The sequence below is a fragment of the Vibrio sp. 10N.222.49.A3 genome (genome assembly GCF_041475145.1).
GTDB lineage: Bacteria > Pseudomonadota > Gammaproteobacteria > Enterobacterales > Vibrionaceae > Vibrio > Vibrio tasmaniensis_A.
Genome location: NZ_JBFRVM010000123.1, coordinates 1 through 22,893, shown reverse-complemented (window position 1 = coordinate 22,893; position 22,893 = coordinate 1). Strand labels below are relative to the sequence as shown.

Genomic DNA, 22,893 nt, shown 5'->3' with positions numbered 1-22,893 from the left:
CCGCTTAAACAAAAAAGAGCCGCTAAAAAGCGGCTCTTGATTTTCAAACTATTCGAATCCGTTCAGATTACTCTTTACCGAATACGTTGTTCTCTTGCTCTTGTACACGGATGAAAGTCGTACGCTTAGTTAGCTCTTTAAGCTTTGCTGCGCCTACGTATGTACAAGTTGAACGTACACCACCAAGGATGTCAGAAATCGTGTAATGAACTGAACCACGGTATGGAAGTAAAACAGTTTTACCTTCCGCAGCTCGGTACTTAGCAACACCACCTGAGTGCTTGTCCATAGCCGACTGAGATGACATGCCGTAAAATTTCATGTATTGCTTACCGTCTTGCTCTACAACTTCACCGCCTGACTCAGAGTGACCTGCTAGCATACCGCCTAGCATTACGAAGTCAGCACCGCCGCCGAACGCTTTAGATACGTCACCCGCACATGAACAACCACCGTCACCGATGATCATGCCGCCAAGGCCGTGTGCTGCGTCACCACACTCGATGATTGCAGAAAGTTGAGGGTAACCTACGCCTGTTTTAACACGTGTAGTACAAACAGAACCAGGGCCGATACCAACCTTAACAATGTCTGCACCAGCTAGAATTAGCTCTTCAACCATGTCACCTGTTACAACGTTACCAGCAGAGATAACTTTGTCCGGGAATTCAGCACGTACTTTTTGTACGTATTCAACTAGGTGCTCTGAGTAGCCGTTAGCGATATCAATACAGATAAATACGAAGTCTTCGCTAAGAGCCATGATCTTCTTAACTTTCTCGAACTCAGCTTCAGATGTACCCGTTGATACAAAAACGTTGTTCAGTGTTTTCTTGTCTGCTGTTTTAGCGAACTCAGCCCACTGCTCTACTGTGTAGTGCTTGTGTACTGCAGTCATAACACCGTGCTCTGCTAGAGCAGCTGCCATTTCAAAGCTTGCTACCGAATCCATGTTCGCTGCAATTACTGGAGTACCAGACCATTGACGACCGCTATGCTTGAATGTAAAATCGCGGGTTAATTCAACTTGAGAACGGCTTTTAAGGGTAGAACGCTTCGGACGGAAGAGTACATCTTTGAAACCTAACTTAAGTTCTTGTTCGATACGCATGGTGTTTTCCTTGATTCATAAAATTATGTGTCTCTCGCGAAATGCGTAGTAAAACCGTTGGCAGACGGGTTTACTTTTCTTCGGACACAAAAAAACCGGAGCGTTGGCAGACGCTCCGGTTTTCAGCATTATAGGTCGTGATTTAGTAACAGCAAGTCTGATATTTCACTTTTTTTTATGCTATCCTCTCAAAGATTCCATATCCGCTAGAACTTCCTCAGTTACACTTTCCAACTAAATTCTTATTAATTAATAACTTAGCGAACCATTCGCGCAAACGCTGTTGGTTTATTGCGCAATCGTTTTCTTTCATATTTCACGCAATATCGCCCTCATAATGCAAATATGTGAAGAAAGTGCCTCGAAATCACATAAAAACCACACTTTTCTCCAACAAAAAAATGCCTTTTTTCTTAAATAAATTCGATTATTTTCCAATTTTTATCTGTTTTTGACCAAATTGGCCAATCTCGTGACGTTTCTGTTTTGCGGTCACTTGGAAAAGTAGAGTAAAAAGGGCTAAATCTAGAGACCAATATTCACTTGGGTTTGAGAGTCGAGCCCTCGCACTCCATTAAATGAAGCTTTCAAGCTTAGACTTTATAAATCCAATTTCTATTCACCCATAGCATTACCGTTCCAAAAGCACGTTTCGTGGTTGCCCTTTCGTTCATTTAACCTGGAAGACTCTGCAAAGCGCATAGAAAAAGACGATTGGTTGACGTGAAAAACTGGGGAAAAGATAAGATTTGAAGAATAGAAAGCAAAAAAATGGCTAAGGTGGTTAACCTTAGCCATTTTTATTCGCTGATTAGACTGATGCTAATACGCACATAGAAAAGTACTATTTAGTGAATAGAGCAGTGTTAGTTCTTTTGAGAGACTAACGCTTCTGCAGTTGCATCTTGAATAGACAAGAACAATGAGCTGACTTGTCCTGTTGGTGAGCGCATCGGGTTCAGCGTCACGTTCTGATACATGAAATCAGCTTGTTGGGTTACTGGCCTAACGTTACGACACTTAAACAGATAAGGCCTTTGTTGCCATGTAATGAAGCTACGGCAGCCTAGATCGTAGACTGGCTTGGTTTTGAGCCTAAACCACTCTTCAGGGATCTCAGGGAACAGTTCAAAGATCGACTTACCGATCGCATCATGTGATTGCTTACCACTATGGTGCGTCATGAAACCATTCCAGACTTGTACCTGAAAATCACGGTTAATAACCACCAGCCCCATATCGACGTTTTGAACCATATCCACCATCCAGTGGAACTGTTCAAATTCAGCAGGAAGATTCAGCATATTAAAACTCCTCCATTAGGTAGGCCAATTTGTTGTCTAGAAGAGGCAGAGACTCATCAACAAACATAAATAGAAGGTCACAACGGATGGACGTGCCGTCTATGTTGTAGCTGACTTCGAAGGTCATGGTCTTTTTGAACGAGCCGCTGGTATTTTCAATCACCGAATCAATCGAGATGTGTTGACCTAGCAGCACAGGAGAGCTCTGGAAGAAACGAACTTCTGATTGCTCCCCTAACCCATTCAAGAAAGAGCCGACTAAGATGTTCGATACATCCATCAACAACTCTAATTCTTCTAGCTGCTCGCTTTCTGTTGGCACCTTCATAAGCTTCTTAAGATCGCTCACACTGGAATCGCTCAACAAAACTAGTGCTTCACCTGCAATGCCTTCTCCGCTGAAGCCTTGGCAAACACCCGACACTTGGTCGTTGTCGGCTAGGTCACGAAGTGCCATGTGCAATTCACTCACTTCGAAGATGTTAACGTTCGGCAGCGGTAGGTGAACAAACACATTAAAGTGACGAGCCAGTGCATCAGCTGCACGGCCTATCGCTACGTTCGCGACTTCCATATAGATATCGCGTCTGCGAAGTATTGGCAGTTCTAAAGCGGTTGGGGTAATGATTTGAGGTTGTTTTGGCGGCTCGACATGCTCACGTAAAATGGCTTTTAGCGCTTCTTTATCGATCGGCTTTTGCAAAAATGCTTTGGCGCCAAGATCCAGCACCTTCTGTTGTGCTTGTGGTTGTATGTCACCAGAAACAACGACAACTGGCGTGGTATCGCCTAAACGTTTCATCTCTTCCAATGTGCCATAGCCGTCTAATTCCGGCATGGTTAGGTCGAGGAACATCAATTTGAACTGGTTTTTAGCGAGCTCTTCAAGTGCATTAAGCCCATGAACAGCAAAAGTTATATCTGCATTTAGAGAACTAGGCAGTGACCGAGCCATCTGCTTCCTTGCTAACGCAGAATCATCACATATAAGAACTGGGAACGACATAAATGCACCACTGACAAATTAAAGCTAATTCGAACGAGTGTAACAGAACATTATAGTATCAGGTACGGGGTGAATGAATTTATGTGTAGATTATTAGTAAGAATGATGGAACAAGCAGGTGAGCTATTATCTGGCATTATTCTTCATGAAAAACAATATGCTACAAAGGTAATAACCGTTGATCATTATAGAGTAATAGCACTTTTTGATAGAGCAATAGAGCTAATTTATGAAATGACAGCCTTAATAAGTGAGTTTATTAAGGCTCGGTTTGCTCATTCATTTATCGGCTTTATGTAGCCATGATAAGAGACGTAATGTGAAGAACTAGAACTGGTATGAAGGCCATAGGATCAGTAATGCGAAACGTATAACCACAGCAAACACCAATAAAGCGATACCTAAACGATACCATTTGTATTCCGCGATACTCATTGGGATACGCTTATAAAACATCGTAATCACGCCCTTCCAATCGCTACTGCGCCTTCCGTACTGCATCATGCTCGTCAAAACAAACAGTGCGCCAAGCACTAACATTCCTTTTTCAGCCCAGAACAATCCAACTTCCATTTGTGTATTCCTTGATAAAACGGTGAGCAACTCAAATCATTCTAGTCACGTTTTAGCTCGGTTTCTGTAAGACCAAGGTCTAAATTACGAAGTACGCAATTCAGGGCTTTTACCTGATAGCTGATAGCTGATAGCTGATAGCCCATTGTTGGTAATTAGAAACTGGTAACTGGTCATTGATAGTTCTTGGTCAGCATTACAAAGTTTATCGTTCAAGGTTCCGTGGTAAAAGCGAGCATCACAAGCAGATCACGAATAAGCATGAGTCGAGAGATCCGGAGACTTACTGTTCTTTTGAATGACACGCATCAGCTGGATAAGCAGCAGAATACCTGTCACACCTAAACCAACACCGATTCCGCCCCAGATTCCTGCCAATTCAAACTTAGACATCAAATACCAAGCCGCTGGCAAACCAAATACCCAGTAACCAATGGCTGTCATTACGGTTGGCATTGAGACAATCTTCATCCCTCTCAACAGGTTAATCGCCAATAACTGCCAAGCGTCTACAATAAAGCACAACGCAACCACCCAAATAACAGAGGCCAATAGCGAAGTCATTGCGCCCGTACCATCGTCTAACTTGAAGATAGACGCGATCATTTCTGGCCAGATAATGAACACGGCAGATAAGGCTACGCTCAACACCGACACCAATATAAAGCTTAGAATCGAGGTTCTTTTGATGCCTTCGTAGTTACCCGCACCGAAATCACGGCCAACCAAAATCGCCGCAGCTTGTGAGAAACCGAAATTGAAGTTCCAAGTAAAGCTTAAGCATTGCAGTAGGATTTGGTGCAGTGCTAGAGAAGCAATACTGATCGTCCCCGCCATCAGAGTTCCGCCGTATATCAAGCCATGTTCAAGTAATGCAGCGAGCCCAATAGGCAAACCCATCATCAATAAAGGGCTCATTAATTTGATTGAATACTCTTCTGTGTTTAACCAAGGGGCGAACTGCTTAAACTCGTCACGCTTAAATACCCAAACCGTGTATCCAACCATCACGATAAAGGCCGCGATAGCCGTACCTAGCCCTAAACCGGTTAAACCCATGTCTAATTGGAAAGTTAAGAAGTAGCTCACTGGCACATTCAGAATTACGGTGATGATAGACATCACCAGAATAGAGCGCACATTACCAAACGCACTGGTTAATCCACGCAGTACCAACAAAATAAGCGAAGGCAGCATCACCCATTTCAAGGCATGCACATATTCCATTGCTAAAGTGATCACTTCTGGTGGCTGTTTGGCTGCTTCTAATACCAACGGAGCAAACCAGAAGCTGGCCATTAAGGTCACGCTGAGCACGAATGCCAACATAGTTGCGCCTTTCACCGCCAATCTGATTTGTGTATTACCAAACTCAGGGCGAGCTACGCGCTGACCGTAAGCGATCGCAATCAAGTTCGCGACACACCCCACGGTGCTGCTCGCAATAATAAAGATGAAAAAGTAGATAGAGGCGCCTAAGCCACCAGCCGCAAGGGCTGACACACTGATACGCGACATCATCCAAACATCAGTAAGGACTAACGCCATAGAGATCAGCTGTGAAATGATCAAAGGGAATGCAAGAGTGAGTATTTTTTTCATGAGCGCCTCAGGTAATTTCGCCCAAAATACGATCGATGAAGCTGGCGTTCAATTGATAAATTTGCGACTCTAACATTCCATAAACTCATGCGAACGAATTATGACCCCATATCCTAGCTTGCCATCATCCCATAATGGCTTAAAAGCCTTCGAAGCTGCTGCAAGGCTGATGAGCTTTACGTTGGCCGCCGATGAACTGCATGTGACACAAAGTGCGATCAGCCGTCAGATTAAACAGCTTGAAGATGAGTTAAACGCATCATTGGTTATTCGTAAGCATCGAGCGATTGAACTAACAGAACAAGGTCACGATTTGTATGTGGCTTTACGTGAAAGCTATGCCAATGTCGAAACGGTTATTGCTTCTTGGGGCGAGCCAAAGCAGAAACGTATTGTGATCAAAGCGACTTTGAGTTTCGCGACGCGCGTATTGATCTCTAAAGTACGGGAATTAAACGAGCGTTATCAAGATTATGAAATCGTCATTGTGCCTGTGATTGAGGAAGACGAATCGATCAACAGCAGCGAATATGACCTGCTGATCTTTCACACGCGCTTCAAAAAACGCTATGACAAGGCACCTAACATCACCTTCTTGCGTGAAGAGTTTATGGCGCCGGTCTGTTCTACTAGTTTAACGAATTCTGCTAGCTTAGGTAATTCTACCAACTTAACGAACAAAGATACTGACCTCGATTCAATACTAACCTTACCAAGGCTCCACCCAACCTTAGATCATCACGACTGGAAAGTGTGGCTTGCTGATGTCGAGTTCCCGCCGAAAAAGCCCGTTAGAAATACCAGCTTCTTGTCTTTGGATATGGCACTCAGTGCTTGCTTATCAGGTGAAGGCGTCACGGTGACGGATTTGCTGTTGGTTTTGCAGGATCTACAACGAGGCTTCTTGTACTGCCCTAAAGATGCAAAGATTCAACACAGTGCTTGGACTTACTTCATGCACCAGCGTACACACACGCCTATCATCAATGACCTTATTGAATGGCTGAGGGAAGAGACAGCAAAAGAGATCGAGTTGCTGAAATCACTCGCACAGCAATATCAATGGTTTGGTGTAATAGAGCAAGACAAAGGCTTTGGTCGACTCTCTTAAATTAAGCTATGATTCCCCTTCCCTCACCCGATTGATATTTTTATGCCTTCTTTCTCTGTTTCAATGATCCCTGTTGGGGTTAGGTTCATGATCCTCTCCGCTTTTGGGTTCGCACTGATGTCTGCTTGTGTGAAATACATCAGCAACTACGGGATACCTGTCTTTGAAATCGTTGCAGCAAGGGCTTTGGTCTCTTTGATCATCAGCTACATCGACGTAAAACGAAAAGGCATTTCGATCTGGGGCAATAACAAACCTTTGTTGTTTGTTCGTGGTGCTGTCGGTACTGCGGCGTTGATGTGTGTTTACTACGCTGTCACTACCTTGCCATTAGCAGAAGCAACCATTCTACAATACGTACATCCCGTGTTTACTGCGTTGCTTGGCGTGTTGTTCTTAAAAGAGCGCGTGCAAAAGTCGACCATGATCTGCATTGCATTCTGCCTCGCGGGATTACTAGTGATGGTACAACCGAGCATGAACAGCGGCGTAAACAGCGAGTTACCCATGTTCAGCATTATGGTAGCGTTATTGGGCGCGTTTGGTAGCTCAATTGCTTATGTAATTGTGAGAAAGCTTAGCCAAACTGAAGATAGCTCGGTGATCATCTTCTATTTCCCGCTGGTTGCTCTTCCAATCTCAACAGCCCTGATCTGGAACGACTTTGTATGGCCGAGCTTATTCTTAACCATTATGTTGGTTCTGGTCGGGATTTTCACTCAGATAGGCCAATACGGTTTAACCAAGGCGATGCAAACTCAAGCTGCCGGTAAAGCTTCGGCTTACTCATACGTTCAAATCGTATTCTCAGCGTTGTTAGGCGTGTGGATCTTCAATGAGATTCCATCCGTTTGGACTTACCTAGGTGGTGGCCTGATCGTAACAGGAGCCTTGATCAATGTGTTTGGCAAACAGCTGTTAGTACCGTTTAAGGCTAAGTAGCTAAGTAAGCGACTAAGCGACTAGCAGAGTAAATATCAGCTAGCCAATCAGCTAATAGATATAAAAAGGGCATTGCGGAATATTCCATAATGCCCTTTTCTGTGAGTCTTCCTAGCACCCTTTCTTAGACGTTTTATTTCGAACAATCTTGCTCTAGTACACCAACTCGATTACGAGTTCTACTACGTGGCATTGCGCAGCTTGGGATCATCACTCAGATATTCTACAAACTCGATTTCAAAGCCCGCAGGATCAACAAAGTAAACGTTTTTGCGATAAGGTTCTTCAGCCCCAGGTTTGGCAATAGGGAAACCCGCATCAATAAGGCGCTCAATCACGCTCTCGATATTGTTGGTTACATAAGCAAAATGCGCGAGACCGACAGAATGCCCAGCCAAATCTCTGTTTTCTCCTTCGCCGTGATCGCTCAACGCGATGTATTGATATTCATCACCAAAATGTAGCCAGTTACGTGGCTTGCCAGACCATTCGCCTTGCCCTTCATCACGCACATACCAGTGAGGGAAAGCTGCTTTATAGAAAGTCAGCATCTCTGGGATATCTTTAACCACTAAATTTACATGTTCAAGTTGGATCATTCTTCTCTCCTTAAAGTATTCTCTTAAGCAACGTTGCATATCCTAATACCTCAAGTTAAGTTGAGGTAAAGGGCTAATTTGCATTTATTTCGAGAACGTCTTTAGAGCCCAAGTTGTTCTATGCATGACTAAATACAAACTTTGAGTTTAGACGACCTAATCCAATGTGACTCTCTTGCCTCGTATTATGTTCTTTGTACTTAATACCAGTCACAGTAAGTAAGTGTTCTATCCAAACCACACCTTCCACAAAGCGAGCCGATGAAATGGATGTTGTATACAGGCCTCCCCTCAGTGATCGCAATGCAGAACCAAACCGTAGTTAATTGAAATACAAGCACTTGGTATTTTTTAGTCGACTGCGTAGCGGGAGTGATACATGGACAGCAGAATTACCATCAAAGAATTTCTCAGAGTGTTCGATTACCTTCGTTCAACGGGCGAACAGCTGGACAATAAATATCAATTAGGTGAGATGTTTGCTTGGCACGATTACGACGGTTACACCTGTTGGCTAAGCTACAGAGACGTTACGGTAACCCTGATGTTCCACGGTTCATTAAAAATCGAATACGACAAAGCGTCGAACTATGAAGACTTCATCAACCATTGTCTGGCTATGCTTGCTACAGAGCCTTCTCCGTAAGTACGAAAGGTCAACACGCCCTAGCAACTAATGGATAAAATCATGCACGAAACTGACTTTAAAACGCACTTACTGCGTAAACGAAGCGCTTCTTTGTGGCTAATACTCAGCCTTTCTTTTTTATGGTCTCAAGTATCTGTAGCAGGAATAGATATGATTGATTTTACACAAGCGAACGAACAGAAGAATTGGACAGCGACCAACGACAATGTGATGGGCGGCATCTCAACAGGCGGTCTTATTCATGATGGCGAGACGAGTCAATTTAAGGGCGAACTATCGTTAGAGAACAATGGTGGCTTCAGTTCAATCAATCGCTCTGTTAAAACACTAAGCTCTGAAACGGACAGCGTAGAGTTGACGTTTGTGGGTGATGGTCGTACTTACCAATTAAGGTTCACAACGTGGATAGATGGAAACAGGACCAATTACAAGCACAACTTTGAGACAATTAAAGGTGAACAACTCAAGAAAATTTTCCGACTAAACGACTTTCAAGCGGTGTTTAGAGGTCGGTTACTCAACGGAGCTCCGGGGCTTAAAGCTCAAGACATTAAACAGATCGGCTTTTTGATTGCAGACAAACAGCCTCTGCCCTTCGAGCTAAACTTACTTCAGATTCAATTCAAAACCTCGCAAGAAACGGAGTAACGCTTTGTTGGAATAAGGTAAAGCCTGAATAAACCACAGACGAACAAAAGCCCCTGATATCTTACCGATTCGCGATAGATATCAGGGGCTTTCCATTCAAGCGTTCAAAAGATCAATGCTTCAAACCGTCAAAGATCTAAATCATTAACTATTAGTAATTAATGGCTGTTTTTCCAATCGACGTACTGCTTTCAATACGTTGGTGCGCATCTTTCAGAGTCTCAACACTAAAACCATTCAACGTCGTCGTTAGTGTCGATTTAATGCGGCCTGCATCAATCAAGTTCGCAGCTTGGAATAAGATGTCTTGTTGCTTCTGGATATCGTCTGTGTTGAATAATGAACGTGTAAACATCAGCTCCCACACAAAACCGACAGACTTACCTTGAAGCGCCGACAAATCAATTCCACCATCGAATTCCACAATCGAACTGATCATGCCTTGTGGTGCAATCAGCTCCACCATCGATTCCCAGTGCCCTTTGGTATCCGCAACATTAAAAATGTAATCGACATACTGGATGCCTTGCTCGCGCACAGACTCAACCAAGTTACGGTGATTCACCACATGGTCTGCACCCATATCCCTTACCCACTGCTCGGTTTCAGGTCTTGAAGCCGTCGCAATGACAGTCAGGTTAGTCAGTTGGCTCGCCAATTGAATAGTGATTGAACCTACGCCACCAGCACCACCAATAATCAGAATCGACTTTTGCTCTTCAGGACGAACACGCAAGCGGTCAAACAACGCTTCCCACGCAGTGAGTGTCGCTAGCGGCATCACAGCAGCAGCTTCATCAGAAAGGCTCTTTGGTGCTTTCGCCGCAATACGGTAATCAACGGCTTGGTATTCCGCGTTAGCTCCCATGCGAGTGACGTCACCAGCGTAGTAAACACGGTCACCTAATTCAAAACCTTCAACGTCAGAACCTTTGCCAACAACTTCACCGACTGCGTCAGAGCCCAGCACTTTAGGTTGTTCGAGTGTTTTATCCTTAGCATTACGAATACGAATTTTTGCGTCAGCAGGGTTGATAGAAGTCGCGCTCACTTTTACAAGCAAGTCATTATTTTTTAGTTCTGGCAGACTCGTTTCAAACTCAAATAAACTGTCTTGCTCTGTAATCGCAAATGACTGAGTAAATCCAATAGCTTTCATTTTTGATGGTACTGACATTGTGCTTTCTCCTTGAATTAGACGAGTTAATCTTAGTCAATTCTCACTCTAGATAAACCGTCTAACATTTGAATGATTTTCAAATATATTTTGATAATTAAGCGTATAAAGTTAGCTTAGAAGAGGTAAATAAGGGTTAACCCGCTTTGTGATTAGCAAAGATTTCAATACAATGTTTAGAACATTATCAAACACAGGTAGATAAGATGCTTCTTGAAGACTTACAGGTCATTTTAAAAGTGGCGGAGTTTCGCAGCATCACCGCAGCAGCCACCAACCTAGACATGCGTACTGCAACCGCGAGTGCTGCCGTCAAACGAGTTGAAGCCGCACTAGGCGCTGAACTGTTTGTAAGAACCACTCGCCATTTAAGGCTCTCTTCAGCAGGCGAACGCTATTTACCTGAGTGTGAGCAGGCCTTGAAAATATTAGAGCAAGCCAAGCTCAGCATGCGCGAAGAGCTTGGTATTCTCGATGGAGAAATCCGCATTGCGCTTTCATCGGATCTAGGCCGCAACCTCATCACACCTTGGTTAGATGAGTTCTTGCTTGAATACCCTAAAGCATCACTTAGAACGAGCATCAGTGACAGTAATATCGATTTTTACCGTGACTCCGTTGATATGGCGCTTCGCTATGGCTCCCCTACTGACGCCAACATGTATGGTTTCAAGATCTGCGATGTGCCGAGAATATTGTGTGCGGCTCCTGAATATTTGGCTGAAATGGGAACACCAAAACACCCGAGTGACTTAGCTCAACATAATGGTTTGCTTTATCAGCTGCATGATATGTTGCAAGACGAATGGGTATTTAACGATGGTAAGCAGGAGCACAAAGTGAAGCTGAAAGGGAATCGTGCATCGAACGATGCTGACCTTGTTAGACGTTGGTGTGTTGCCGGTAAAGGCGTGGCGATAAAGTCTTGTTTAGATATGTCGAAACATTTGCTTTCTGGCGAAGTGATTAAAGTTATGCCTGAATTTAAACCAACCCCAACCGAGTTGTGGTTAGTCTGCCCTAGTCGTCAATCCATCACACCAACGGTTCGCTTATTAAGAGATTTATTCCGCGAGAAAACCGCAGAGATCCTTTCTCAATTGGGAGACCAAGGTATTCTAGAAAATAAGCATCATAGGATCTAATGCTGCTTAGAGATAAGACGCAGAGATACAAAAAAGGCGTTAGTGAACTTTGAAGCCACTAACGCCTTTCTTCATTTGAACATCACCCTGTATTAATGGATGTATCTACATTAATACTAATACTTAAATGCGAGTACTTAGTTTGACTCTTCTTCTACATCACAATCAGCACAGCACTGAAGAGCAATTTCATGTTCGAAGGTGATTGTATCTTGGCCTTCTTCTAGAAGTTCTGCAATTTCATCCGCGACTTCTTGCTCATCATCAGCTTCAATTCCGCTCGCTAACTCTTCTTCTGAATAACCGAAGAAATTCAGTAATAGATACTCGCGAGCTTCGTCTTTGGTACAAACCACATTTGCTGAAAGATCAGGCGTAACTTCACCTTCCGCAAGTGTCTTTGTCACTTGCTCTAGAGCAGTATCTTTCATCGCAGGCGTTAACCAACCAAGATCAGTACTTACTGTCGTTTTTTTACAGTCGAAGCAAGGCAGTTGGTGAAAGTAGTATTGAAAGGTCGTCATAGGTAATTTCTTCTTTAAGTGTTGTATAGCGAGATTATGCGCGTTTTATAGCAAAATACTATCTCAATCAACACCAAAAATTGATTCGCTCTGATTATTTTAACCAGATGCACAGCAAGCCATACTGACAACTTTAATCATCGGCTATTTGCTTAAATCGCCACACACATCGGCGTATTGGATATAGGGTCACGAAATACGCTCGCTTTGAGATCAAAAACATCATTCAGCAATGTCTCGGTCATCACCTCATCGGGGGTGCCTTCAGCCACTAAACCTCCTCTTTCTAAAACGATCAAATGATCGCAGTAACGGCTCGCTTGGTTCAGATCATGGAGCACAACCACCACCGTTTTTCCCTTGTCATTCATCTGCTGCATCAAGTTCATTAATTCAACTTGGTGAGACATATCAAGATAAGTGGTCGGTTCATCCAACATCACGACATCTGTGTCTTGCGCTATTATCATCGCTATCCATGCTCTTTGACGCTGCCCACCCGACAGTGACTCAATCGGTTTATCAGCAAACTCAAGTACGCCGGTATCACGCATTGCTTGTTCGACAATCGCTTGGTCTTCTTGCCCTAACCTTCCCCAATGGGACACATAAGGAGAACGGCCATATTCAACCAGTTTTCTGACCGAAATGCCTTCAGGGCTGACCAATATTTGCGGCAGAAGCGACAACGAACGCGCGAGCACTTTATCGCCATAGCTCGACAACGGTTTGTCTTCAAATAACACCTCTCCTGTCACCGGCTTATTGATCCTGACTAACGTCTTTAACAAGGTAGATTTACCACATCCATTGGGTCCAATTAAGGCTGTGATTTTTCCCTTTGGGATGGACACCGAAAGGTTCGGTATGATCGTTTGTTTGCCGTACGCGACGGAAAGATTCTGCGTTTTTAGCATGGTTACCAACCTCGATAGCGATAGAGAAGAAAGATGAAATAAGGCGCGCCAATGACAGAAGTAAGTACCCCTGCAGGTAATTCAATCGGTGGTTGTAGACCTCTTGCCAAGCCGTCGGCACAAGTAACCAGAATCGCGCCCACCAGAGCAGACGCCGGGATTAACAACTTATGATTATGCCCAAACAACAAGCGCGCTAAGTGAGGTGCTAATAAACCCACAAAACTGATCGTTCCAGCCACTGAAACGCTGACGCTGGCAAGCAACACAGCGGCCAATAGCGCAAGAGCTTGTATCTGCTTGGGCTTAGTACCCAATGTGGTGGCACTTTCCTCACCAAGCCCCATCACATCCAATCGCCAAGCAAGCCAAAATGCCATTGGCAACAACAAGAGCAATGCTCCCCAAATAAAGGGAACTTGCTGCCAATTTCGCCCCCAAAGGCTGCCGGTTAGCCATACCATCGCCGTGTTGATCTCGATGGGGTTAGTGACAAGCAAGAAGTCGATGCAACTCGCCAGAAACGCACTCACTGCAATACCAATCAAGGCCAACTTGGCGGGTGTTGGCCTTGACCACCATGCCAATAGCGCAATCAGCCCAGCAGCCAATACCCCACCGAACATCGCCACCACAGGCAGTACGCTAACTGCCGCATTAGGGAACCACACTAAACTCGCAGTCGCAGCAGGCCCTGCCCCGGCGCTAATGCCCATAAGATCAGGCGATGCTAACGGGTTACGTATCACACCTTGCACTAATACGCCGGATAGCCCCAACCCTGCGCCCACGCTTATCGCGAGTAACATACGTGGTAGCCGATACTGATGGATAACAAAGTCGTCACTGGAAAAGGCGACCAAATGTTCGATGACTTGAGGAATAGAAAGTGACGCAGCACCGACAAACAAGCCCGCAGATGCCACTAATATGAGAATCCCTGATAACAAAACTATCTTAGTGTGATGGTGCATTAAGATCTCCTCGTCGCAATCAAAATAAAACAAGGTGTCCCAAGTAGGGCTGTAATAACACCAACGGGCGTTTCAGTCGGGAAAGCAATCGATCGTGACAACGCATCTGACCAAGACACTAATGCTGCACCTGCCATTGCGGAGATAGGAATCAGTAGATGGTAATTGTGCCCAACCATGGGCCGAACCAAATGAGGAACCAACAATCCTACAAAGCCAATGGGACCAGCGATAGCGACACTGGCACCCGCAAGCAACACGATAGCCAATCCACTCATGAGGCGAGTAAGCCGGATATTACTGCCCAACCCCACAGCCACTTCTTCACCAAGCGCCAATAAGTTGAGGTTACGAGCAAGGCTAACAGCCAACACCAAACCAATCACTGCTGGCGGCCAAAGCTGTTGCCACTGTCCCTCATCCACGCTAGACAATGAACCGGTAAGCCAATGCAGCACGCTATAAGCCATATCATCAGCTAGAATCAACGCTGCTCGAGTTAACCCAATCAATAAAGCAGTAATGGCGATACCCGCTAAAACCAAACGTAACGGATGAGAACGTTCGGAGAAGAAGCCACCGAGGAGCATCACAGCACCACCGCCTAGCAATGCACCAAGAACAGCATTAAGGATCGGGTTTAAATCACTCACCACAGGTATGCCTATCGCAGCTAAAGCCATAAAACAGGCTGCGCCAGCGTTAATACCTAAAATTGATGGAGACGCAAGTGGGTTACGTGTTAATCCCTGCATCAACAGTCCGGCGACGGCTAAGCTTGCACCAATCAATAACCCAGCGTGAGCCCTTGGAGCTCTAAGTGTCGCCAATATTTGATGAGTCATATTGCTCTCATCAAACGCAAACCAATAGTGAACTAAGTCACTCAATGTTAGGGAGAAATTCGACCAACCTAGCATCGAGGCCACGTAACCAGACATCGCCAAACACGACACTAAAGCCGTAAATAACGTGACTCGCCACGACACTAATACCGTAAGCCACGACACTATAAGCGAACGTCGCTTACCTCTAGAGAGCAACATCGAACTCATGAACGATCCAAGATCTGCTCTAGATTTTTCGCCATTTGTTCTGCGGCCAACATGCCTCGATTCAATGACCATAGTGCTGGTGACACTTCCACCACTTGTTGATTCTTCGCGGATGTTAATACATTAAACAGTGGGTTTTTCTGCCAATCATCAACGATATTTGGATCTGAGTAAGCACCAAGGAGCAACCAGTCAGGATTTGTTTTCAACAACAACTCAAAGCTGGTTGGTAAGTACGCCTTGTCTGTCGGATCCACTATTGGGCTAGCAATACCTAATGTGGTGAGTACACCTCCTGCATACGAAGCAGGGCTATGTAGCCACATTCCTTTTTCCGACACAACAGCAAATTGGACAGTTTGTTTAAGCGAGAAATGACTTTTAAATTCCACCATGGCTTGTTGATGTTGGTGAATTCTTTGTTCCATTGCCGATTGCTTGTCGAGGGCGATACCGACCTTAAGCGCAGATTCCAAGTTCTCTTGATAAGTCTCTCCACGGCTTTTGAGCAGCAGAGTTGGTGCGATTCGCTGTAGATCTTGATAAACCGTACGATGACGCTCTGCATCGGCAATGATCAGGTCGGGCTTTAATACCGCAATGGCTTCTAGACTAGGCTGCGAACGCATCCCAACCGATTCCCATGGTTGCACTAATTCACGCACCGCCGGAATCACTCGCGAAGTATCATTGTCATCGGCAACACCAACCGGAGACACGCCTACCGCAGCTAACGCATCGACAAATGAGAACTCCAACACCACAACGCGTTGCGGGGTAGTCGCTATCTCAAACTGACCTTGCTCATCTTGAATGATCCTCGTTTTTGCTGAACTGGAGAATGAGAACAAGCTTAAAGCCAACAAAGCTAAGGTTATCGCTATCCTGCTGAATAAAAAATGCCTTTTGAATGACAGCAGTCCGTTCGGCAGCAGCCATTGATTCGAAAATAAAAGTCGAGAACTGTTTTCCATATTTACTTTTCCTTAAACACTAGAACCGTGAAAGTCGCCAATAATATTGGCGACTTATATTCGTTATTATTTTTAATCAATTACCGATTAGAACTGATAGTTCAGATCCAAAGTGTATGAACGCCCTGGCGCTGGATAGCGGCCAACCGGACTGGTATCAATACCGCGGAAGTAGTAGTCCTCAGCAAACAAATTGTTCACTGCAACATTCATGCGTAACTTACTGTTTTCATCTTTATACAAGTCTGAGCCTAGGTTTAAGTTCCATACCATGTAAGCAGGTACTTTGCCTTTCGCACCCGATGCATCTTCAGCACTGGTATTGGCATTGTCAGAATAAGACTCACTGAAATAGTAACCTGATAAGGTCGTATCTACCCGGCTAAAGGCGTAAGTCGCATCCCAGCTAAGCTGATGCTCGGATGTGTAAGGAAGTTGCTTACCTTTGTTTGCACCTTCTGCCTCTATCGTCGCATCCAAATAGTTATAACCCGCGCCTAAACTCAGAGCTTGCATAGCCTGCGGAACATAACGACCTGAGAGCTCAATACCTTGATGAAGCGTTTTACCAATATTATCAAAGGTCTGTGTTCCGCTTTGCCATTGGAGTTGGTCTTCAAAATCAATGCGGTAGAGCGCAACATTAAAGCTAGTTGAATCTTGATTGTAACGAGCACCCAACTCGTAGTTCCATGCTAGCTCACTGCCCTCTTCACCCTTGCCTCGGATGTAAGCGATTTGTGGTGCGCGCAAAGATTTCTGCGCATTGGTGTACCCAACCCATTGCTCAGTTAAATGGTATGCCACGGTTAAGCCCGGCAACCACTCGGTCACTTTGTTGTCTGTACTCTGTACTTTACCTAAATCATTAAAGGTCATATCAATCGATTCGTAACGAATACCCGGAGTAACCTTTAGCACGTCGTTAAACAGGCCAACTTCATTGCTGATGTAACCTGCGAAAGCATCGGTATTCAAGTTCCAATCACGTGGTACTTTTGTTACCCCACCAGCAATTGGCGTTTGCGTTAGCTTGTAATCGATATCTTCATTTACATAGCGAGCACCCACAATCAAGTTTTGCGTCACCGTATTACCGTCAAAGTACATCGCTAACTTAGGTTCCACACCATAAACAGCGAATTCACGTGGTGAGGTACGAATATCTGTTGATGGTAATGCTGGATCCGCCCAGTGACCGCCTGCGCTATTAAAGCCCCATTGGAAGAAACGCTCAGAGTGGTGACCAAATGTTAGCACTTCCAATTCTGCGCCATCCGCAATATTCAAATCATGCAAATACTTCAGGCTCCAACGCGTTGATGTGCCTTTGTATTCGTCATATGGTCGCTTCGATTGAGTACGATCTTGCTGGTAATCTTTTGGCGATAAAGCGCCCGGCATTTGGGTGTCGGCATCGTAACGCTGAACGAATGCTTGTAGCTCCTGGGTATCACTGAGTAACCATTGCAACTTCGCTTGGAAGTTTTTTACATCCGTATCTGAATGATCACGGAAGCTTTCACCTTTTAGGAAGTTACCTTCCACTTGAAGTGCCAGCGTATCGGTTAACCAACCACCGGTACGTAGGTAAAAGTCATTCAGTGGTGTATTACCATCTTCAAATACCGTAAAGCGATTACTGATTTCAGTTTGCCATTGGTGTGGAATAGGCTTAGTCACCAAGTTGATCACACCACCCACATTGTTTGGCCCGTACTGCACAGCAGCGCCACCACGTACGATATCAATTCGGTCAAGCATAGATAGCGTTGCTGGGAAAATAGATTGTCCGGTATGACCATAAGGCGCAAGAGTCAGTGGTACACCATCCATTAGAAATTGAGCATGACCACTGCGGCTCGCTTTCAAGCCGCGCACCGAGATGTTAGGCAATACACCCGTGCCCGTTTCGTCTTGAACCTTAATGCCCGGTACACTTTGAAATGCTGAATCAATAGAGAGTGCGCCAGTCTTTTTAATTTGTTCGTTAGTTAGAACGGTACGCGCTCCCGGATACTCTTTCACATCTTCTAATTCTGAATTACCGATCAAGCTGCCCGTCACGACAACCGTTTCCATGGTCGTCGTTTGCGGATCAGACGCAGCGAATGCACTCATGGAAGTCACTGAAGCGATGGCTGTTGCAAGTACGGTCAAGCGCAGTTTATGTTGCGCGTGGGGTTTACCATCCAAATTCTGGTAAGGCATGAAAATCTCCTAAGTAGGCAAATTAGGGTCAAAGGCTGTGCTTTTAAGTTATGCCAACGCTTTGACCCATTGGGCTAAACGACCTCAAAATGAGGCCAACTGTTCACTCACTCGTAGCGAACAAATCAATAGTTTTTTCAGTTGAAATAGCTTTTAATCACGTACTAGCTCTTAGAAACGTAATAACGCTTAGAAATAAACTAAATCTTCGAGCAGAACTCGCTTTTAGAACTGATAGCCGTAGCTGAGCATGAATTCAGCTGGCGCTCCGTAACCAATCTGGTTAGTACCCGACTTACCACTGGTTGCCCCGAGAATGTATTTCTCGCCAAGTACGTTATAAGCGTTCGCTTGAACTTTGTGACGACCCGTGGTGTACGCAGCCATCAAATCAACAGTAGTGTAATCACCTAATGCGACGGCTTCATTGTTGCCTGCGTAGCGGTCACCTACGTATTTCACACCACCGCCCAAACGCCAGTTTTCGTATAATTGGTAAGTACTCCAGAGTGAGAACAGATGATCGGATACATCATTCGGCTTTTTACCTGTATCTTTATCTTCTGCATCTAAGTAGCTATAACCAACTGAAATATCCCACAACTCTGTAATCTGACCGCGAGCTTCCAGTTCAATACCTTGGTGACGTGCTTCAAGCTTATTGATAACGTCGCCATTAATATTGGTTTGTGGTTGTTCTTGATCAATTTGGAAAATAGCGGCATTGAGCATCAAAGCGTTATCGAGTAAGTAAGCTTTCGCACCCACTTCTTTTAGATCGGTATGGAAGAATTCAGCCAGTTTAGGGTTGATATAAATACCGGAGTAAGGCAATTGCCACGAACGAGCTAAGCTTGCGTATACCGACATATCGTTGTTGATACGATAGACCAAGCCACCACGGTAGCTCACTTTGTTATCATCTAGCTTCTCTTGGGCTTTCCCGGCTTTTTGCTGCTCAAGTTCCATAGAGTCATAGCGCACGTTACCTATCACCGATAGATCACCCAAGGTGTAAACGTCTTGAAGGTAGATACCCGTCGTCGTCGTTGTGTTATCACGGAAAGGCTTGAAACCCGGATCAGGCGTTGCTCCTACGACGGGATTATAGATGTGTTTCGGAGGTAAGGTTTTATCGCTTGCTAGCGTTAAATCGATATTGATCTGGTTATAATCCGCACCAATCATCATTTGGTTAGAATCGGTTTCCCACACTAATTCGGATTGCATCGTCGTTGTGGTTCGAGGGTCATAACCGAAATTGTTCACGGTTTGAGAAACTTTATCTCCCGCCACAGTACCTTGACGCGTGCCCTTTTGCTCAAGTTCGATATGATTGTATGCCGCTCGGTTTGTCCATACCCACTCGCTATTCAAGCGCCACTCATAATTAATGCCAACACGCAGGCTATCGGACTCTTGATAATCGTTAATGCCACCGTAGAAAGAACTCTCAGAGACATCGACAGGCTTGCCATTTTTGGATGGAACACCACGATATGGCACCAGCTCTTGGTGTGCATATTCGACATCTAAGTCAACGGTATGCCCTTCAGCTGGCAGCACTCGAATGGTTGGTGCGATAAAGAAATCATTCGAATCGACATGGTTAACATACGAATCAGCCTGTCGGTGTTTCAGGTTAATACGTCCATTGACCTTATCTGAAAACGCCATTGAGCTATCCACCTGCCCTACAAATTGGCTGTTACTGCCAACACTGCCAACACTGCCATTCACATTGGTAAATGTGTCACCATTCGCTCGCTTGGTGACTAAGTTAATGATACCGCCGGCAGAGCCTCTACCATACAGAGCTCCTGCTGGGCCTTTTACCACTTCAACACGCTCAATATTGGATAGGCTTCGATACGACTGTAAAGTTCCATCATCACGCATGCCATCGCGATACATGTCATTCAGCGCATCAAAACCACGAATAACGAACTGATCTCGACTGCCTTCACCTAAGGTATTATTGACACCAGCAACACCATCAAGAGCATCACTAAACGGACCGCACCACGGTCTTCCATCTCTGTTTTAGTGACCACTGATACGGCTTGTGGGACATCGAGCCATTCGACATCCGTTTTGGTACCCGATTGCGGCATGTGCTCCGCGTAGCCTTCGTACTGATGACCAATAACTTGCACGGTTTCATCCACCGTTACTTCTTCTGAAGCCATTGCATTCGACACGGTAGCCACTGTGGTTAATGCACCTCCAATTGCCAAGGCGAGAGGGGTGAAAGCCAATCTAACGTTCATATTCTAATTCCGGTTTAGTTTATAAATCACAACGGACGCGAATAAGAACAAATATCATTTATATTTGCAATATATATTTTACCGCCTACCCCTCCAGCACGATATGCAACATTGCTATTTACAAAATAATCAATAAAAACAAAATCATAAAAAGAACAAGCCTCTTAAGACATTGGATAATGTCGTATAAAAGTAGGTAAAAACGAGGTTCGACGGTTGGGAATACTCAGAAAAAGGACTTTTCGATAGGGAGAAAGACAGCAAATAAATAAAGGTTTGAGCCAGGTAACGGATGGGATTAATACCCTTTAGTACGGTGTGCCTATTAACTGGTCACACCTCAAAATAAGGTTCAATAATTCAAGACAACAACGGAAATGCGACTGGAGTTATTGCATCTACAAAGAACCTAGCTTAGTGGCTTATGTTGACTAACAAGTATGACTAGCAAAGAAACAATTCCATATTCTCATAATTTTGCGTTCTCGCAGAAACGGTAATTAAATTAACGAAGGTCTACCTGAATAGAGATGATGATTAGCGTGTAGTTTCATGTAAGGGACCCCGAACAAGAAACAAAAAAGCGAGCCACCAGGGCTCGCTTTCAAATCGTCTATATTTACTTAAACAGTTACTTAAATTACAGAAGCTCTACCGACTGTTGAGCAATTACGAACTCTTCGTTGGTTGGAATAACCATTGCTACTGCGTCTAACATCTCTGATTTAGCGATGATACCTTCTGCGCCAAAGCGAGCGGCTTCATTGCCTGCTACGTCTTCAACAAAACCAAGAATCTTAAGGTTGCTTAGGATCTCACGGCGAATTGGTAGAGAGTTCTCACCGATACCACCAGTGAAGATGATGCCGTCTAAAGAGTCTAGCGTTGCAAGGTAAGAAGCAACGTATTTAGCAACGCGGTAAGTAAACACCTCGAAAGCAAGCTTAGCGCCTTCGTGGCCCTCTTCCATCGCTTCTAGAATGCCACGAGCATCGCTCGTTAGACCAGACACGCCAAGAAAACCAGACTCCTTGTTTAGAGAGTTAAATACTTGCTCTTGTGACCAACCTTTCTTTAGTAGGTACTCGATGATACCAGGGTCTAAGTCACCACAACGTGTGCCCATCATAAGGCCAGAAAGCGGTGTGAAGCCCATTGACGTATCAACACTGTTACCGTCTTTGATAGCACATACAGATGCACCGTTACCTAGGTGAACAGAGATGAAGCTAGCTTGTTCAACTGGCTTGTTGACCATTTTGGCAGCTTCACGGCTAACGAAGTAGTGGCTCGTACCGTGGAAACCGTAACGACGAACACCGAAGTCTGTGTATAGTTCTTTTGCGATTGCACCAGTAAATGCACGTTGTGGCATTGTTTGGTGGAAAGCCGTATCAAATACAGCAAATTGAGGTAAAGAAGGGAAAGCTTCAATCGCAGCGCGGATACCAATAGCACCTGCAGGGTTATGAAGTGGAGCTAGGTCAGATAGGCTCTCAATCTCACTCGTTACTTCTTCAGTAATTCGAACCGTTTGAGTGAACTTCTCGCCACCGTGAACGATACGGTGACCAATAGCCACTATATCAGCAGTGAAGCCTAGATCTTCCATCAAGCCTACCAACTTGCCAATGGCAATTTTGTGGTGGTTACCCTCACCTTGAATAGCAATTTCTGTTTTCTGACCTTGATACTTCCAGCTCATACGAGCATCTTCAAGACCAAAACACTCCCCTAAGCCACTCAATACGGCTTCACCAGAAACAGAATCAATAACAGCAAATTTTAGGGATGAACTACCCGAGTTAATAACCAGAACAAACGAATTAGACATTGGATATGGATCCTGTTTCAGTACGAATTGGATGAAGTGTTTACTTCAATTTTAGTTAAGCCCATTATTCAATAATTTTTGAATCTTTCAACTTTTGTTTTGCAAAAAGCACCAAATGAACACAATTAAGTTGATCTGAGTCATTATTTTATTTATTTCGAGAGCGAAATTAAAAAATAGTTGAATATGACAGTTGGTTAATAAACGAAGTAAAGGACTGCTCACACTAGGGCGTGTTGACCTTTCGAGGTTAAATTTTGTTCGAGA

General features: G+C 44.6%; 20 protein-coding genes and 1 pseudogene. 6 read left to right on the top strand and 15 right to left on the bottom strand.

Annotated features, from left to right (window positions below):
* Window positions 1–67 precede the first annotated feature (67 nt).
* From AB4589_RS19115 to AB4589_RS19105, 3 genes are all read right to left on the bottom strand, one after another.
* Window positions 68–1,111, bottom strand: coding sequence for a GMP reductase (locus AB4589_RS19115; RefSeq protein ID WP_372101510.1), 1,044 nt, complete (start codon window positions 1,109–1,111; stop codon window positions 68–70).
* Between the two features lie 866 nt (window positions 1,112–1,977).
* Window positions 1,978–2,415, bottom strand: coding sequence for a PAS domain-containing protein (locus tag AB4589_RS19110; RefSeq protein WP_004731659.1), 438 nt, complete (start codon window positions 2,413–2,415; stop codon window positions 1,978–1,980).
* Between the two features lies 1 nt (window position 2,416).
* On the bottom strand, window positions 2,417–3,421 hold the full coding sequence (locus AB4589_RS19105) for a response regulator (protein WP_102457406.1): 1,005 nt from the start codon (window positions 3,419–3,421) through the stop codon (window positions 2,417–2,419).
* Between the two features lie 102 nt (window positions 3,422–3,523).
* On the opposite strand from AB4589_RS19105, the gene AB4589_RS19100 reads away from it, so the two are divergent.
* Complete coding sequence (locus AB4589_RS19100) at window positions 3,524–3,721, top strand: hypothetical protein (protein WP_065677727.1); 198 nt, start codon at window positions 3,524–3,526, stop codon at window positions 3,719–3,721.
* Window positions 3,722–3,748: 27 nt separating this feature from the next.
* On the opposite strand, the gene AB4589_RS19095 is transcribed toward AB4589_RS19100, so the two are convergent.
* Both AB4589_RS19095 and AB4589_RS19090 read right to left on the bottom strand, forming a co-directional pair.
* Window positions 3,749–3,994, bottom strand: a complete 246-nt coding sequence (locus AB4589_RS19095; protein ID WP_004731665.1) for a hypothetical protein — start codon at window positions 3,992–3,994, stop codon at window positions 3,749–3,751.
* Window positions 3,995–4,243: 249 nt separating this feature from the next.
* Entirely contained in the window at window positions 4,244–5,596 is a 1,353-nt protein-coding gene (locus AB4589_RS19090; protein WP_135385761.1) for an MATE family efflux transporter, read from the bottom strand.
* A 100-nt stretch (window positions 5,597–5,696) separates the two neighbouring features.
* Between AB4589_RS19090 and AB4589_RS19085 the strand changes: the two genes are divergently transcribed.
* Both AB4589_RS19085 and AB4589_RS19080 read left to right on the top strand, forming a co-directional pair.
* The gene (locus tag AB4589_RS19085; protein WP_372101509.1) at window positions 5,697–6,707 is read left to right on the top strand and encodes a LysR family transcriptional regulator; all 1,011 of its coding nucleotides are present in this window, start codon (window positions 5,697–5,699) and stop codon (window positions 6,705–6,707) included.
* Between the two features lie 42 nt (window positions 6,708–6,749).
* Window positions 6,750–7,649: a DMT family transporter gene (locus tag AB4589_RS19080; RefSeq protein ID WP_371727491.1), complete on the top strand. Its 900-nt coding sequence runs from the start codon at window positions 6,750–6,752 to the stop codon at window positions 7,647–7,649.
* 182 nt (window positions 7,650–7,831) lie between these two features.
* Here the strand turns inward: AB4589_RS19080 and AB4589_RS19075 are convergent, their stop codons facing one another.
* Window positions 7,832–8,248: a VOC family protein gene (locus tag AB4589_RS19075; RefSeq protein WP_009844811.1), complete on the bottom strand. Its 417-nt coding sequence runs from the start codon at window positions 8,246–8,248 to the stop codon at window positions 7,832–7,834.
* Window positions 8,249–8,627: 379 nt separating this feature from the next.
* Here AB4589_RS19075 and AB4589_RS19070 point away from each other — a divergent pair, with 379 nt between their 5' ends.
* Both AB4589_RS19070 and AB4589_RS19065 read left to right on the top strand, forming a co-directional pair.
* Complete coding sequence (locus AB4589_RS19070; protein WP_086051208.1) at window positions 8,628–8,894, top strand: DUF3081 domain-containing protein; 267 nt, start codon at window positions 8,628–8,630, stop codon at window positions 8,892–8,894.
* 30 nt (window positions 8,895–8,924) lie between these two features.
* Window positions 8,925–9,545 carry a CIA30 family protein gene (locus tag AB4589_RS19065; protein WP_372101508.1) on the top strand — a complete coding sequence of 207 codons (621 nt, stop codon included), beginning with the start codon at window positions 8,925–8,927 and terminating at the stop codon, window positions 9,543–9,545.
* Between the two features lie 151 nt (window positions 9,546–9,696).
* Here the strand turns inward: AB4589_RS19065 and AB4589_RS19060 are convergent, their stop codons facing one another.
* Window positions 9,697–10,722, bottom strand: a complete 1,026-nt coding sequence (locus AB4589_RS19060) for a zinc-binding alcohol dehydrogenase family protein (RefSeq protein ID WP_372101507.1) — start codon at window positions 10,720–10,722, stop codon at window positions 9,697–9,699.
* A 206-nt stretch (window positions 10,723–10,928) separates the two neighbouring features.
* Here AB4589_RS19060 and AB4589_RS19055 point away from each other — a divergent pair, with 206 nt between their 5' ends.
* Entirely contained in the window at window positions 10,929–11,867 is a 939-nt protein-coding gene (locus AB4589_RS19055; protein ID WP_372101506.1) for a LysR family transcriptional regulator, read from the top strand.
* A 137-nt stretch (window positions 11,868–12,004) separates the two neighbouring features.
* Here AB4589_RS19055 and AB4589_RS19050 read toward each other — a convergent pair whose 3' ends face one another.
* The 8 genes and pseudogenes from AB4589_RS19050 to AB4589_RS19015 form a co-directional block, all read right to left on the bottom strand.
* Window positions 12,005–12,391: a hypothetical protein gene (locus AB4589_RS19050; protein ID WP_009844806.1), complete on the bottom strand. Its 387-nt coding sequence runs from the start codon at window positions 12,389–12,391 to the stop codon at window positions 12,005–12,007.
* A 152-nt stretch (window positions 12,392–12,543) separates the two neighbouring features.
* Window positions 12,544–13,308, bottom strand: coding sequence for a Fe(3+) dicitrate ABC transporter ATP-binding protein FecE (gene fecE / locus AB4589_RS19045; RefSeq protein WP_020477206.1), 765 nt, complete (start codon window positions 13,306–13,308; stop codon window positions 12,544–12,546).
* A 2-nt stretch (window positions 13,309–13,310) separates the two neighbouring features.
* On the bottom strand, window positions 13,311–14,282 hold the full coding sequence (locus AB4589_RS19040) for an iron chelate uptake ABC transporter family permease subunit (RefSeq protein WP_372101505.1): 972 nt from the start codon (window positions 14,280–14,282) through the stop codon (window positions 13,311–13,313).
* Entirely contained in the window at window positions 14,282–15,337 is a 1,056-nt protein-coding gene (locus tag AB4589_RS19035) for an iron ABC transporter permease (RefSeq protein ID WP_029225348.1), read from the bottom strand. Before AB4589_RS19035 ends, AB4589_RS19040 begins: the two co-directional genes overlap by 1 nt.
* On the bottom strand, window positions 15,334–16,311 hold the full coding sequence (locus AB4589_RS19030) for a Fe(3+) dicitrate ABC transporter substrate-binding protein (protein ID WP_009844802.1): 978 nt from the start codon (window positions 16,309–16,311) through the stop codon (window positions 15,334–15,336). The genes AB4589_RS19035 and AB4589_RS19030 overlap by 4 nt, the downstream gene beginning before the upstream one ends.
* Window positions 16,312–16,398: 87 nt before the next feature.
* Window positions 16,399–18,522, bottom strand: a complete 2,124-nt coding sequence (locus AB4589_RS19025) for a TonB-dependent receptor family protein (RefSeq protein ID WP_372101504.1) — start codon at window positions 18,520–18,522, stop codon at window positions 16,399–16,401.
* 225 nt (window positions 18,523–18,747) lie between these two features.
* A pseudogene (locus tag AB4589_RS19020) lies at window positions 18,748–20,792 on the bottom strand (TonB-dependent receptor).
* A gap of 640 nt (window positions 20,793–21,432) precedes the next feature.
* Window positions 21,433–22,626: an acetate/propionate family kinase gene (locus AB4589_RS19015; protein WP_372048982.1), complete on the bottom strand. Its 1,194-nt coding sequence runs from the start codon at window positions 22,624–22,626 to the stop codon at window positions 21,433–21,435.
* Between the last annotated feature and the right edge of the window lie 267 nt (window positions 22,627–22,893).